This window comes from uncultured Zhongshania sp., from assembly GCF_963975605.1.
Classification (GTDB): Bacteria; Pseudomonadota; Gammaproteobacteria; order Pseudomonadales; family Spongiibacteraceae; genus Spongiibacter; species Spongiibacter aquimaris.
Genome location: NZ_CAXBHN010000002.1, coordinates 45663 through 58939 on the forward strand (window position 1 = coordinate 45663; position 13277 = coordinate 58939).

The 13277-nt window shown below is 49.9% G+C and carries 14 protein-coding genes; 7 read left to right on the forward strand and 7 right to left on the reverse strand.

Annotated features, from left to right (window positions below):
* Positions 1-13: 13 nt before the first annotated feature.
* The 4 genes from AAC007_RS02455 to AAC007_RS02470 all read left to right on the forward strand — a co-directional run bounded on the left by AAC007_RS02455 (position 14) and on the right by AAC007_RS02470 (position 3558).
* Positions 14-907 carry a tyrosine-protein phosphatase gene (locus AAC007_RS02455; RefSeq protein ID WP_339674497.1) on the forward strand — a complete coding sequence of 298 codons (894 nt, stop codon included), beginning with the start codon at positions 14-16 and terminating at the stop codon, positions 905-907.
* Complete coding sequence (locus AAC007_RS02460) at positions 907-2049, forward strand: methyltransferase (protein ID WP_339674499.1); 1143 nt, start codon at positions 907-909, stop codon at positions 2047-2049. The genes AAC007_RS02455 and AAC007_RS02460 overlap by 1 nt, the downstream gene beginning before the upstream one ends.
* A 102-nt stretch (positions 2050-2151) precedes the next feature.
* Positions 2152-2652, forward strand: coding sequence for a low molecular weight protein-tyrosine-phosphatase (locus AAC007_RS02465; RefSeq protein ID WP_295877639.1), 501 nt, complete (start codon positions 2152-2154; stop codon positions 2650-2652).
* Positions 2653-2685: 33 nt separating this feature from the next.
* Complete coding sequence (locus AAC007_RS02470; protein ID WP_339674500.1) at positions 2686-3558, forward strand: TIGR03619 family F420-dependent LLM class oxidoreductase; 873 nt, start codon at positions 2686-2688, stop codon at positions 3556-3558.
* Between the two features lie 19 nt (positions 3559-3577).
* Here the strand turns inward: AAC007_RS02470 and rlmD are convergent, their stop codons facing one another.
* Together rlmD and AAC007_RS02480 are read right to left on the reverse strand one after the other, a co-directional pair.
* Positions 3578-4894, reverse strand: a complete 1317-nt coding sequence (gene rlmD / locus AAC007_RS02475; RefSeq protein ID WP_339674501.1) for a 23S rRNA (uracil(1939)-C(5))-methyltransferase RlmD — start codon at positions 4892-4894, stop codon at positions 3578-3580.
* Entirely contained in the window at positions 4894-5214 is a 321-nt protein-coding gene (locus tag AAC007_RS02480; protein WP_339674502.1) for a hypothetical protein, read from the reverse strand. Before AAC007_RS02480 ends, rlmD begins: the two co-directional genes overlap by 1 nt.
* A gap of 129 nt (positions 5215-5343) precedes the next feature.
* Here AAC007_RS02480 and AAC007_RS02485 point away from each other — a divergent pair, with 129 nt between their 5' ends.
* Positions 5344-6417, forward strand: a complete 1074-nt coding sequence (locus AAC007_RS02485) for a 3-deoxy-7-phosphoheptulonate synthase (RefSeq protein WP_339674503.1) — start codon at positions 5344-5346, stop codon at positions 6415-6417.
* Positions 6418-6607: 190 nt separating this feature from the next.
* Here the strand turns inward: AAC007_RS02485 and AAC007_RS02490 are convergent, their stop codons facing one another.
* From AAC007_RS02490 to nfuA, 4 genes are all read right to left on the reverse strand, one after another.
* Positions 6608-7345, reverse strand: coding sequence for an endonuclease/exonuclease/phosphatase family protein (locus AAC007_RS02490; RefSeq protein WP_295877634.1), 738 nt, complete (start codon positions 7343-7345; stop codon positions 6608-6610).
* A gap of 8 nt (positions 7346-7353) precedes the next feature.
* Entirely contained in the window at positions 7354-7881 is a 528-nt protein-coding gene (locus AAC007_RS02495; protein WP_339674505.1) for a YchJ family metal-binding protein, read from the reverse strand.
* A complete protein-coding gene (locus tag AAC007_RS02500) occupies positions 7824-8249 on the reverse strand; it encodes a thioesterase family protein (RefSeq protein ID WP_295877632.1) in 426 nt (141 codons plus the stop codon). Before AAC007_RS02500 ends, AAC007_RS02495 begins: the two co-directional genes overlap by 58 nt.
* A gap of 74 nt (positions 8250-8323) precedes the next feature.
* Positions 8324-8926 carry a Fe-S biogenesis protein NfuA gene (gene nfuA / locus AAC007_RS02505; protein ID WP_219041456.1) on the reverse strand — a complete coding sequence of 201 codons (603 nt, stop codon included), beginning with the start codon at positions 8924-8926 and terminating at the stop codon, positions 8324-8326.
* Between the two features lie 150 nt (positions 8927-9076).
* On the opposite strand from nfuA, the gene metH reads away from it, so the two are divergent.
* The gene (gene metH, locus AAC007_RS02510) at positions 9077-12775 is read left to right on the forward strand and encodes a methionine synthase (RefSeq protein WP_295877631.1); all 3699 of its coding nucleotides are present in this window, start codon (positions 9077-9079) and stop codon (positions 12773-12775) included.
* Between the two features lie 50 nt (positions 12776-12825).
* Positions 12826-13035 carry a DUF2970 domain-containing protein gene (locus tag AAC007_RS02515; protein ID WP_339674506.1) on the forward strand — a complete coding sequence of 70 codons (210 nt, stop codon included), beginning with the start codon at positions 12826-12828 and terminating at the stop codon, positions 13033-13035.
* Positions 13036-13104: 69 nt separating this feature from the next.
* On the opposite strand, the gene AAC007_RS02520 is transcribed toward AAC007_RS02515, so the two are convergent.
* Entirely contained in the window at positions 13105-13224 is a 120-nt protein-coding gene (locus AAC007_RS02520; RefSeq protein WP_219041459.1) for a methionine synthase, read from the reverse strand.
* Between the last annotated feature and the right edge of the window lie 53 nt (positions 13225-13277).

The window sequence follows — 13277 nt, forward strand, 5'->3', positions numbered from 1 at the left end:
AGAATCTAATTATATGAATGCCATAGATTTAATACACACCACACCGCAATCTTCGGATCAATCGGTACCGGCTGAAATTCGCCCAATCCCCGCGCTATTGCCGGCCTCACAGCGCCAGTCTGTCCGCAAGCTAGCCTTTGACGGAATGTATAATTTTCGCGACCTCGGCGGGTATCGCACCAATGACAATCGTCAGCTTAAATGGGGACAAGTCTATCGCGCAGATAAGCTATCTTCACTCACCTCAGAAGACCAGCAGTTTATTGTGCGCCTCGGAATTCGCCAGGTAAGCGACTTTCGATCGGACGAAGAGCGCATAGAGTCTCCTCATAAACTGCCAGCCAGCAGTGGAATTACGGTAAAAGAGCTACCGATTACAGTCGATGCAGCACAGATTGAGCATATAACCGCCAGGCTCCAGGAAGAAAATGTAACTGCAGACGACATGGCGCACTTTTTAATCGAAGCCAACCGCGAAATGGTTGAGCGCTTTACTCCAACCTACCGTGAGTGGCTGCAAAATTTATTGAACGAAAACAGCTACCCCCAGGTTTTTCATTGCACAGCTGGCAAAGATCGCACCGGTCTGGGCGCAGCCTTGCTGATGAGCATACTGGGTGTACCTTACGACACGATTTTGGAAGATTATCTTTCAACCAATACGTTCACTGCAGAGCGGGTTGAACATATTGTCCATTACGTGCATGAAAAAACCATGCACCAAGTGAATCAGGACGTCATTCGAACCTTATTTACAGTTCAAGAGCAGTATTTAGCCGAAGCCTTTAAAGCCATCACCGAAGAATACGGCGACGTCGACAACTACATCGAGACCGCTTTAGGTTTTGGGCAAACTGAGCGCTTAGCAATACAGGCCCTACTTCTTGAACCTGTTAGCGATTTCTAATGCCCCACACCGCCATCTTTGCTACGCCGTTTAATAGCTTGCAACTTAGCCGCCGGCCGCACCGCGAGCGCGAAACCCTGCAAGCTTGGGATGCGGCTGATGAATATTTATTGCACCACATCGCCGATCTAAATATTGCCGACGACAGTCGCCTGCTAATTGTTAACGACAGTCAGGGTACATTAAGTACCGCACTTTCCGGCTATCACTGCACTTTGTGGGCAGATTCGGCAATAAGCGCTCTGTCCGCTACCGAGAATTGCGCTCGCAATGGCTTAAGGCCACCGGTATTTATGCCTGCCACCGATAAGCCGGAAGGACGTTTTGACTACATATTGTACAAACTGCCCAAAAGTCGCTCTCTACTTCAATACCAGCTACAGCATTTAGCGTTGCTGGTTTTGCGACCGGAACAGTTTATTGCTGCAGCAATGGCTCGCCATATTGACCACCATGTCGTCGCCGCGTTTGCTAAAAACCTTGCTCCCGCCAGACCGAGTTTAGCGCGCAAAAAAGCGCGACTGATTCAATTAGAGGCTGCGCCGCAAAGTATCGCGGTTAACGACGACACAAAAGTCATTACCCTAACTGAATTCGATTTAACACTGCATAACCGCGCCAATGTCTTTTCCAGGGATAAGTTAGATATAGGTAGCCGGCTCATGCTGCGGGCCATGGATAAATTGGCAGCGCCCAGTCACGTCGCAGATTTAGCCTGCGGCAATGGCTTGCTGGGTATTTATGCTGGCCGTAAATGGCCGCAGGCGCGACTCCACTTCTTTGATGATTCGTTTTTAGCGCTAGATTCTGCCCGTAAAAACTGCCTCACCAATCTGGATTCGGTATCGCAAACCGACGCCGACCAACTTTCATTTAGTGCTGACGACTGCTTGTCCAACTACCAGGGCGCGGCCTTTGATTTGATTTTATGCAATCCGCCATTTCATCAAGATCACCATGTCGGCGACCACATTGCCCAAACCATGTTTCGCGATTGCCAAAAACACCTTGCGGATAACGGCCGACTTTGCGTTGTCGGCAACCGCCACTTGGGCTATCACGTCACACTAAAAAAACTATTTGGACACTGCGACGTGATCGAGTCTGATTCGAAATTTGTTGTGCTCCTGGCCTATCGCTAAAACAGCTATCGCTGGTGACTCCCCACCAAACGGATGATGTCACAATGCGGTAGGAATGCTACTTTAGGCCCAGTATTCATCGATTGGAAAGCCTGCGCTGTAATGTCAATTCATGTGGTTTTTGTTTGTCTGGGTAATATCTGCCGCTCCCCTGCAGCACAAGGTGTGTTTGAAGAGCTACTAAAACAAAACGGCTTAACATCCGCGATAAGCGTAGATTCCTGCGGCACTGCAGCGTTCAATATCGGTAAATCCCCAGACACCCGGTCGGTACAGGCAGCACTGAAGCGCGGCTATCGCATTGATCATCAAATAGCGCGACAAATTGACGATAGCGACTACGAGCGCGCGGATTACGTGGTAGCAATGGACCGCATGAACCTGACGAATATTGTGGCGTGGGCACCTGCGGGCTACAGCGGTGAATTAAAGTTGTTAATGGATTACTGCGGCAACGCCGGCAACACCCAAATTCCAGACCCCTACTATGGCGATGACTCGGCGTTTGATCTGGTTATTGCACAGATTGAGAATGCCGCTGCGGGTTTGTTGACATATATTTGTGCGAAACATGACTTAAAGCCTACTGACAACGCGGTTTAAACTTTAAGCCAATAACAATAATAGGAAATCGTCATGCGATTTGTTTTATCGACGTCGTTTAGCAGCGTCGCAGATTTAAAAAAATTAGCTATTGCCGCAGATGACTGCGGCTGGGAAGCAATGTCATTCTCTGATCACGTCGTGAATCCAGAAAAAATTACCACTCCCTACCCTTATACCGAAAACGGCGAGCGCCGCTGGCAAGCTTTTACTGACTGGCCTGATCCTTGGGTCATGATCGGCGCCTTAGCCAGTATCACCCGCAATTTGAAATTCACCAATAATGTGTTTGTTTTGCCCATCCGCAATCCATTTTTAGTCGCGAAGGCCATCAGCACGGCGGCGATCATATCTGATAATCGGGTGATACCCGCGATCGGAGTAGGCTGGTCGAAGGATGAGTTTGAGTTGTTACAACAGGATTTCCACACCCGCGGCAAGCGCGCCGACGAGATGGTCGAGATAATGCGTCTGCTATGGACCGGTGAGCTGGTTGAGTACCACGGTAAGCACTACCAATTCCCCCCCTTGGAAATGAACCCAGCACCCAGCGCGTATATTCCCATATGGGTGGGCGGCATTAGCGAAGCGGCGATGCGCCGTGCAGCGAGAATGGCAGATGGCTGGGTTACAGATTTGCAAACGAGCAATGATATTCTCGCCAGCATTGCAAAGATCAAGGAGTACCGCCGTGAGTACGGCCGCGACCATTTGCCATTTTCTGTGATGGCAACCCCTTCAGATGCGTTTACGATCGACGGCTACCGCCGCTTGGAGGACGGTGGTGTAAGTCATATTTTGACGATGCCTTGGCCCTTTTATCACGGCGACACCCAGGATGTGGAGAAGAAGATCGACGGCATAAAACGCTATGCGGACGATTATATCAGCGCTTTTAACCGTTAGAGTTTAACGCCTCTGCACATTAGCGCCTAAGAAAAACCGCACTTTCGACATGGTGGGTATGTGGAAACATATCCGCCATAGCCGCATCGTCGACCTTAAACCCCGCCTGCCTAAGGATCGCTAGATCACGCGCCAAGCTTGCTGGGCCGCATGAAATATAGACAATGCAGTTAATTGCTTGGCAGGCCGCTAATTGTTCGCACAGCGTTTTTGCGCCGGCACGGGGTGGATCTAACACCACTTTACGACAGCCCGCCGGAATCGTAATTGCATCGGGATCAAATAAATCTGCGCAAAAATAGGTGGCAGGCAGGCTCTTCTCAAGTGCTTGCTGATTTGCGCTTTCAATCATGCCCGCGCCCGCATCGAAGCCCATCACTTGTGCGCCAGATTGCGCCAGGGCAAGGCTGAAATTACCCAGACCACAAAAGTAGTCAGCAATTAATTCATCCGCTTCTGGCGCCAGCCAAGCGATGCACTGGGCGATAATCTGGCGATTAATTGCTGTATTCACCTGGGTAAAATCCCCAGGCTGATAACGCAATGTCAGTGAATCCGTAACTTGATAGGACAGCGACGCCCCAGCCCCTAGCCACAACGGCCCCTTTGTACCAACTACGCTGTGCAAAAACGCTGGTGCGCCGATATCTTGCGCGAGCTGCTCGCTGCGCTTCACATCTACAAAGCCGTCTTTCTGAATTCGTATGCCAACACGACCTTCGCGATCTGCGCTAAATACCACCTCGCCACTGACCTTTTGACCAAAGTAACGTGCCAGGGGATCTCTGGACTTAGCTAGCGCAGTATTGATGGCATCTTCGAGCAAGGGACACTGTTCAACACCAACAATACTGTGACTTGATTTGGCTTTAAATCCAAGTTCACCATTGGCATAGGCTAAGCGCGCCCGGTGCCGGTAGCCGGTCGCGCTAGCCTGAATTATTGCAGGACTAAATCCAGCAGATTCTCCGCCATCAATAAGTTTGCTGAGTCTCGCCAGCTTGTAGTTAAGTTGTGCTTGGTAGTCCAGGTGCTGAAGCTGGCAACCACCGCACTGATCGTAGATGGCGCAAATCGGGGTAACCCGATCTGGTGATTGCGTGTTGATCTCAACCAGCTCTGCTTCGTCAAAGCGTTTGTGGGAGCGAGAAATTTTTGCCTTTACGTGTTCGCCAGGGAGCGCACCGCCAACAAAAACCACCTTGTTATTGTAGCGAGCAACGCCGCGACCATCGTCAGCCAAACTTTCGATCTGCAAATCTAATAGCTGCGACGGTACTTTCGTCGGCACTTTCCTAGCGGGCTTAAATGTATTAATGGCGCGATGTTTTGCCATTATTTTAGCCCCTTATTGGGAATAAACTGCTGATAATGAGTAAGACAGGCCTGCTTGCGCTCAGCCAAGATCCGTTGTTCAACGGCATTTTGCGCTGTCGTTTGGGCCAGTTCCTCGCAGGACATATCAGTAAAGTCGCGATTTTGGCTGGGCTCGATACGAATTTGCGGTGTCAGTTTCACAACGGGCAAGTCAGCCTCTTCATTTGCATAGGCGGGTGTGACTAACAACAAGCAAACTGAAAAACTGCAGATACCCGCCAGTCGACATATCGGGGCAACACCCGGAATGCACTTAACTTGGAAACGATTTTGGCTCACTCGGCAATTTTCCCTGCAATTTCAGCGTATTTTACCTGCCTAAGGCGGTACTGGATATTTAATTGGCATACTTTTACGTTAGAATGGTGAGCTGAATTAAGTTTATAGGTCTCCGAAACCGGAAGTATTATGTCTAACACCGTTATTGAAAACGTCAATGTCGATGCGCAGGAAATTCTTATCACCCCTGCTGCATTAAAAGCTGCCCTGCCAATGAGCGACGCCGCTAAAGAAGTTGTTTCACGTGGTCGCGATACCGTCAGAAATATCCTAGACGGCAAAGATCACCGCATGTTCGTGGTTGTGGGCCCCTGCTCTATCCACGATGTAGACGCGGCAATGGATTATGCTCGGCGCTTAAAGAAATTAGCCGATGAAGTTAGTGACACGCTGGTTATAATCATGCGCGTCTATTTCGAAAAACCACGCACTACCGTAGGTTGGAAAGGTTTAATCAACGATCCCTATTTGAATGACACCTTCAAAATTGAAGAGGGTCTGCATATCGGTCGCAAATTGCTACTCGATATTAGCGAGCTGGGTTTGCCAACATCTACCGAAGCTTTAGACCCCATTTCGCCGCAGTATTTACAAGATTGCATTTCCTGGTCGGCGATTGGTGCGCGCACCACCGAATCACAAACCCACCGAGAAATGGCCAGCGGCCTGTCCTCTGCCGTGGGCTTCAAAAATGGCACCGACGGCGGCTTAACCGTTGCACTAAACGCTATTGGTTCAGCGGTAAAACCACACCGTTTTCTGGGCATTAATGGCGAGGGGCAAGTTGCGGTCATCCATACCCGAGGCAACGCTTACACCCACATCGTTCTGCGCGGCGGCAGCCAAGGCCCCAATTACGATTCAGTGCATATTAAGTTGTGCGAAGCAGAGTTGGATAAGTGCGGCATACCCTTAAATATTATGGTGGATACCAGTCACGCGAATTCCAGTAAACAGCCTTCGCTGCAGCCCCTGGTTATTGAAAACGTGACCAATCAGGTGATTGAAGGCAATACCTCGATTATTGGTCTTATGGTAGAAAGCAATATTAATGCTGGCAACCAGAGCATTCCAGAGGATCTGTCTAAGCTCGCATACGGTGTATCGGTCACTGACGGTTGTATTGGCTGGGACGACACGGAAACCGCGCTGCGAACGATGCGTGAACGCTTAAAAGATGTACTGCCACAGCGGAAACGCTAAGGTTTTTACATTTACAGTCTGTGATTAAAGCGCCTGCGGGCGCTTTTTTTTTGCTTTAGCAACTGTAAAGAACATCCAATTTATCTATAGCTGCGTATACAGCCTGCTTCACAACCATAATGCATGGTTTATTTGCCCCTAGCTTCTAGGGGCTTTTTATCGCCATCTCTAAAAAGCCGCCCCAAAATACTTACTTAATGAGCTCTAGCTCTGCGTAAAGTGCACAGTGATCTGACAGTGAGCGCCAAGGTTCGCCACTAAGCCGCTTCGCCGTCACCGCAGTAAAACCTCTAAAATAAATTCTATCTAATCGCAGTACGGGACGCTTGGCCGGAAAGGTTTTGGCAAGCCTACCGTTCGCCTGCACAGATGCTTCTCGCAAATTTAAGATACGCTTAAAGCGTGAATGCAGCGAGCCACTCCAGTCGTTGAAGTCGCCGGCGATGATTAACGGTGCATCAGCAGGAATTTTCTCTGCTATAACCGCTTCCAAGCGCTTGAACTGCTGGCGGCGCTCCCAGCCCAATAAGCCCATATGCACGCAAATCACATAGATACCAGGCTCAATTACACTGAGCAGCAATCCGCGCTGTGAGCGTCGATACATAGAGACATCAATATTCTCGCTGTCGACAATCGGATATTTGCTGAGAATGGCATTGCCGTGGTGACCGTGGTCATACACTGCGTTTTTACCGTAGGAGAAATGCGGCCAAACCGTGTCAGCCAGAAACTCAAATTGACCCTCGTCAATCCAACCATCGATCTGCGAGGCGTGCTGGCTGTTTTCGCCAACGACTTCCTGAAGAAAAACCACTTCGGCATCGACACTACGAATACTTTCGCGAATTTGCTTGAGAAGGAATTGCCGATTAGCAGAACAAAAACCTTTGTGCACATTGTAGGAAAGGACGCGTAATACCGACATTCAAGCTCCTATTCGGGGTGGCACTTCTTTATTTTCCGACCGCTACCACACCAGCAGGTTTCATTCCTGGCAAGTGAGATTGGCGGTAGCATATCACCATCCACATAAAACCATTGGCCGTCTTCAAAAAGAAATCGCGAGCGCTCATGGAGTTGCCCGCTGGTATCGCCATCGATGTAAAATGCCGCGAATTCGACCTCGCCCTGTCGCTGACCATCCTTACCTTGCTGGCTGCGAATGACCTTGAGCGAGCGCCATTCGGTACTACCAAAGCTGCGCAGCAGCGCCTTCTTACTTTCCTTGGCCCGCTTATCTATATGTAAAGTGGCAAGTAGGTAATCTGCATTTTGAAGACAAAAAGCACTAAATCGGGAGCGCATTAGCGCTTCGGCACTTGGTGCCGCACTCTCACCACTTAAGTACTTATTACAACATTGGTCGAAATGAGTACCGCTGCCGCAGTAACAAAGCATGATACCTAGGATTCGTTTGTCGTTTCCGGGGGAAGCACACCACTGATATCGGTAGCCTCCCATTCGGTTGGGAGCGCAGTGGACTTTCTGGTTTCGCGATCAAAGCCAACCAATACCGTTTGGCAGGTAGTCGCCAGCGCGCCATTAGCATAGATGTGATGCTCGATGGTCATACTCTTGGTACCCATTTTCGAGCACCAAGTGTCTACTATCACGGTGTTATCAAAGCAAATCTCGCGAAGCATATCCATTTTAACGCTGGCAACAACGTGTGATGGATTGACGCGCTCGCTAAGATTGGAAATGTTTCTAAAAAACGTGACCCGCGCCAAATCAAAATATTGAGCGTAGTAGCTGTTTGATACGTGCCCGAGGATATCAAGGTCGGAAAACCGCACCTGAATCTCTGTGCGCGAATGGGGTAACTGCATAGTGTATTTTCCTAGAGAGCCAGGCCCTAAGCATAAGGGCTGGCTTTTTTGAGTGCGCTGGCGATCGCGCGTTACTATTTGAAGTAAGCGTTCTCGGTATTGCTGTGGTCGGTAGAGTCCTTAACACCAGCTAAGCCAGGCACTTTTTCTATTAAGGTTTTCTCAACACCTTCTTTAAGCGTGACATCGACCATGCCGCAACCTTGGCAGCCGCCGCCAAACTTCAAAATGGCAAACTTATCGTCAGTCAGCTCCTGGAGTGACACTTCTCCACCGTGCGCTGCCAATGAAGGGTTTACTTCGTTGTAAAGAACATAGTTAATTTGATCTTCTAACGGGCTATTTGCATCGACGCGCGGTAACCGCGCATTAGGCGCCTTAATCGTTAACTGCCCACCCATGCGATCCTTGGAGTAATCGATAAACGCTTCGTCCAGGAATGGGATGCTCCGCCCTTCAAAATAGGCTTTGAATTGCGGGTAGTCACGTATCACATCATGTTCAGTCATATCGCCTTCGCGGCAATAGGCGATGCAGGTTTCCGCTTTCGGTGTACCAGGCTGCGTAATGAACACCCGTACGCCAATCACATCATCCTGCTTTGTCAAAAGATCCGCGAGGTAGTCTTGGGCTGACTCTGTGATCGTCAAATTAACGGCTGTTTGCTCTGTCGACATAATTACCTCTGTATATCTCGCTGTTTTGCCAAACAATTTCAATGCTGGGCCGTGTATCTGTTAGAATTGCACAGTTTACCATGAAGCCCATTCCGGCCACAGCCCGAGACGCGCTTTAGCTATTTAATTGTTTTTAATATCAGGATATTCATGAGCCAGCCCACGCATCGCATCGCCCAACTCACCCAAGCACTAAAAGATCGCATATTGATTATCGATGGTGCTATGGGCAGTTTGATTCAAAGCTATAAGCTTGAGGAGATGGACTATCGCGGCTCTCGTTTTGCTGAATTCCATAAAGATTTAAAGGGTAATAATGATTTATTAACCCTCACTCGGCCAGACGTTATTCGAGAGATCCATCAAGCCTATTTAGATTCCGGTGCCGATGTCATCGAAACCAATACCTTCAATTCAACGGCCGTTGCCCAAGACGATTATGAGCTGGGCGAGATAGCCGAAGAGTTAAATCGTGCTGGCGCCGCGTTAGCGCGCGAAGTCTGCGATGCAGAAACGGCTAAGAATCCCGACAAACCCCGTTTCGTCGCCGGTGTCATCGGCCCCACCCCGCGCACCGCGTCTATCTCACCTGACGTAAATGACCCCGGCGCCCGCAATATTAATTTTGATCAGCTCGTAGAAAACTACTATGCAGCGACTCGCGGCTTGATTGATGGCGGCGCCGATATTCTGATGATTGAGACGGTATTTGACAGCCTCAACGCCAAAGCAGCGGTCTACGCGGTATTGCAATACTTTGAAGACAGCGGCAAAAAGCTGCCGATTATGATCTCCGTGACCTTCCCCGACACCAGTGGCCGAACCCTGTCAGGGCAGACCCCAACAGCTTTCTGGAATTCTATCGCCCACGCAAAGCCATTGATCATTGGTACGAATTGTGGCCGTAGATTCAGTGAGATACGCCCGTTTGTTGAAGAACTTTGTGAAGCATCTGACTGCTATTTTAGCGGTCACTTTAATGCTGGCCTACCCAATGAGTTTGGTGAATACGACGAAACGCCTGAGGACATGCACGGCGAGTTAAAAGAGTTCGCTCAGCGCGGCTTCTTGAATTTGGTGGGCGGTTGCTGCGGCACCACACCCGCACACATAAAAGCCATCGGCGAAGCGATGGACGGTATTGCTCCTCGGCCACTGCCAATTCGGGAGCCCATATGCCGTTTAGCCGGTCTAGAGCCCTTTCATATTGGCCCCGACTCCCTGTTTGTGAATGTCGGCGAACGTTGCAACGTCACTGGCTCGGCTGCATTCAAACGCCTGATTCTGGAAAATGACTACGATGCAGCACTGTCGGTTGCCCGTCAGCAAGTGGAGAATGGTGCTCAGGTTATCGACATCAATATGGATGAAGGCATGCTCGATGCCGAGAAAGCCATCGTCACCTTCTTAAACCTGGTTGCCGCAGAGCCGGATATTTGCCGGGTTCCCATTATGGTCGACTCATCCAAATGGGATGTTATCGAAGCGGGACTCAAGTGCATTCAGGGTAAGCCTGTCGTCAACTCCATCTCGCTAAAGGAAGGCGAGCAAGAATTTCGCGAGCGCGCCCGCTCCTGCTTAAAGTACGGCGCTGCGGTGGTAGTCATGGCTTTTGACGAAGACGGCCAAGCAGACACCTTTAAGCGCAAATCTGAAATCTGCAAGCGCAGCTACGATATCCTGGTTGATGAAATAGGCTTTCCGCCACAAGACATTATTTTTGACCCGAATATTTTTGCAGTCGCTACCGGCATAGATGAGCACAACAATTACGCCGTCGACTTTATTGAAGCGACAGCTTATATCAAAAAAGAGCTTCCCTATGCGATGGTATCGGGCGGCGTTTCAAACGTGTCGTTCTCCTTTCGCGGCAACAATCCTGTGCGAGAGGCTATTCACTCCGTATTTCTATACCACGCCATTAAGGCCGGTATGGACATGGGGATTGTTAACGCCAGCCAGCTAGCTATTTACGACGACCTACCCGCTGAACTGAAGGATCACGTAGAAGACGTTATTCTCAATCGCCGCAGCGACAGCACCGAGCGCCTGCTCAACATTGCCGACAAATACAAAGGCGATGGCAGCACCGCCGAAAACAAAGAAGATCTGAGCTGGCGTGAGCTGCCAGTAAATAAGCGGATTGAGCATGCCTTGGTAAAAGGTATATCAACCTATATAGAAGAAGATGCTGAAGCTGCGCGCGCCGCCGCCGTTAAACCCATAGATGTTATTGAAGGCGCATTAATGGACGGCATGAACGTGGTTGGAGATCTCTTCGGCGACGGTAAAATGTTTCTGCCGCAGGTGGTCAAATCCGCTCGGGTAATGAAACAGGCGGTCGCCTACCTCAACCCCTTTATCGAGGCGGGTAAAGAAGTGGGCGCCAAAGCCAACGGCAAAGTACTGATGGCAACGGTCAAAGGCGATGTTCACGATATTGGCAAAAATATCGTCGGTGTTGTGCTGCAATGCAATAACTTCGAGGTGATCGATCTCGGCGTAATGGTCTCTTGTGAAAAAATACTAGAAACCGCGAAACGCGAAAATGTCGACATAATCGGCCTTAGCGGCCTGATCACGCCGTCTTTAGACGAAATGGTTCATGTGGCAAGTGAGATGGAACGCCTTGGCTTCACGATTCCCCTCATGATTGGTGGCGCAACAACATCAAAAGCACATACAGCCGTAAAAATTGAACCTAGATACAAGAATGATGCCACTGTATACGTCGCCGATGCCTCACGCAGCGTTGCTGTAGCCACACAGCTCATTAGCCAAGATTTAAAGGCAGCCTTTGTTGCTGAGCGGAAAGACGAATATGAGCGCGTTCGCGCGCGCCGCGCCGGCAACCAAGGCAAAAAACGGCTTCACAGCTACCAAGCAGCCTGTGATTTAGCCTATCAATGGGACTGGGCAAACTACACGCCCCCTACTCCGACATTTTTGGGCACTCGGGCGTTCACCGACTACCCGCTAGAAGAGTTAAGGGAAACCATCGACTGGACCCCCTTCTTTATTTCGTGGGGCTTGGCGGGCAAATACCCGAAAATCCTCGATGATGAAACGGTTGGCGAAGCGGCGCGCAATCTGTTTAACGACGCGCAGCAAATGCTGGACAAAATCATTAGCGAGAAATTGCTACAGGCAAACGGTGTAATCGGCTTTTGGCCCGCCAAGCGCTCTGGTAGCGATGATATTGCCGTGTTTAATCCGGCGGGCGACGAGCAGCTGGCAACGCTGCATCACCTTCGCCAGCAGTCCCAAAAGCCAGATGATAAGCCTCAGATGAGCTTGGCTGACTACATTGCGCCAGAAGAAAGTGGTATTGCCGACTTCGTAGGTGGCTTTGCGGTAACAACCGGCTTGGGCGCTGATGAACTCGCGGCCCAATACGAGAAAGCGAATGACGATTACAATTCCATCATGGTCAAAGCGCTGGCTGACCGCTTAGCCGAGTCCTTTGCCGAGACGCTCCACCGCCGTGTTCGTAAAGAGTTTTGGCACTACGCGCCCGATGAAGAGCTGACAAATGAGCAGCTCATCAAGGAAAGCTACCAAGGAATTCGGCCGGCACCGGGCTATCCCGCCTGCCCGGACCACACTGAAAAAACAACGCTGTTTGAGTTATTAGACGCCACCAATGAAACAGGCATTATCTTAACAGAGCACTTGGCGATGCACCCCGCCGCGGCAGTCAGTGGATTTTATTACTCTCACCCGCAATCGCGTTATTTTGCTGTGGGCCGTATTGCGAAGGATCAGGTTGCCTCCATAGCCAAACGCAAGGGCATGGAAATGACCGCAATGGAGCGGTGGTTGTCGCCAATTTTGGATTACGATCCATAGCCGCTCGGACTAACCGCTGCGCACGAATTGAATATTGATAGGAGTTACAAATGACAGATTCCGACGACGACACCAAGAAACCTGGCCTTATTGCGGTTATTGGAAGCGTAATTTCGGCGGCTTTTGGTGTGCAGAGCAGTAAAAATCGAGAACGCGACTTCACCCATGGCCGCTTTAGAAACTACGTCATTACCGCGATTATTTTCGTTGGCGTCTTTATCGCCACCGTCTATACCATCGTGCAAATAGTCTTGAAATAAGACTGCATCTTAATATTCAGTCATAAAAAAAGCCGCTAACGCGGCTTTTTTTATGACGTCAACATGGTTCTAAGTTGGCATGCCTTGCAGCCAATATACAACAGTGCCGACAACGAGAACTAAAATAGCAACAGCGGCGCAGACATCAGCAAAATCGTCTTCACGCTGTTCTTGAGTTTGATCAGACATGGGAGCCTCATAATACGAGTAAAAAGACGCCGAAGTTCGGCAGATAAATTCCA

Coding starts and splice junctions, on each gene's coding strand:
- AAC007_RS02455 (WP_339674497.1), top strand. CDS start 14: ATGAATGCCATAGATTTAATACACACCACACCGCAATCTTCGGATCAA.
- AAC007_RS02460 (WP_339674499.1), top strand. CDS start 907: ATGCCCCACACCGCCATCTTTGCTACGCCGTTTAATAGCTTGCAACTT.
- AAC007_RS02465 (WP_295877639.1), top strand. CDS start 2,152: ATGTCAATTCATGTGGTTTTTGTTTGTCTGGGTAATATCTGCCGCTCC.
- AAC007_RS02470 (WP_339674500.1), top strand. CDS start 2,686: ATGCGATTTGTTTTATCGACGTCGTTTAGCAGCGTCGCAGATTTAAAA.
- rlmD (WP_339674501.1), bottom strand. CDS start 4,894: ATGGCAAAACATCGCGCCATTAATACATTTAAGCCCGCTAGGAAAGTG.
- AAC007_RS02485 (WP_339674503.1), top strand. CDS start 5,344: ATGTCTAACACCGTTATTGAAAACGTCAATGTCGATGCGCAGGAAATT.
- AAC007_RS02490 (WP_295877634.1), bottom strand. CDS start 7,345: ATGTCGGTATTACGCGTCCTTTCCTACAATGTGCACAAAGGTTTTTGT.
- AAC007_RS02495 (WP_339674505.1), bottom strand. CDS start 7,881: ATGGGAGGCTACCGATATCAGTGGTGTGCTTCCCCCGGAAACGACAAA.
- AAC007_RS02500 (WP_295877632.1), bottom strand. CDS start 8,249: ATGCAGTTACCCCATTCGCGCACAGAGATTCAGGTGCGGTTTTCCGAC.
- nfuA (WP_219041456.1), bottom strand. CDS start 8,926: ATGTCGACAGAGCAAACAGCCGTTAATTTGACGATCACAGAGTCAGCC.
- metH (WP_295877631.1), top strand. CDS start 9,077: ATGAGCCAGCCCACGCATCGCATCGCCCAACTCACCCAAGCACTAAAA.
- AAC007_RS02515 (WP_339674506.1), top strand. CDS start 12,826: ATGACAGATTCCGACGACGACACCAAGAAACCTGGCCTTATTGCGGTT.
- AAC007_RS02520 (WP_219041459.1), bottom strand. CDS start 13,224: ATGTCTGATCAAACTCAAGAACAGCGTGAAGACGATTTTGCTGATGTC.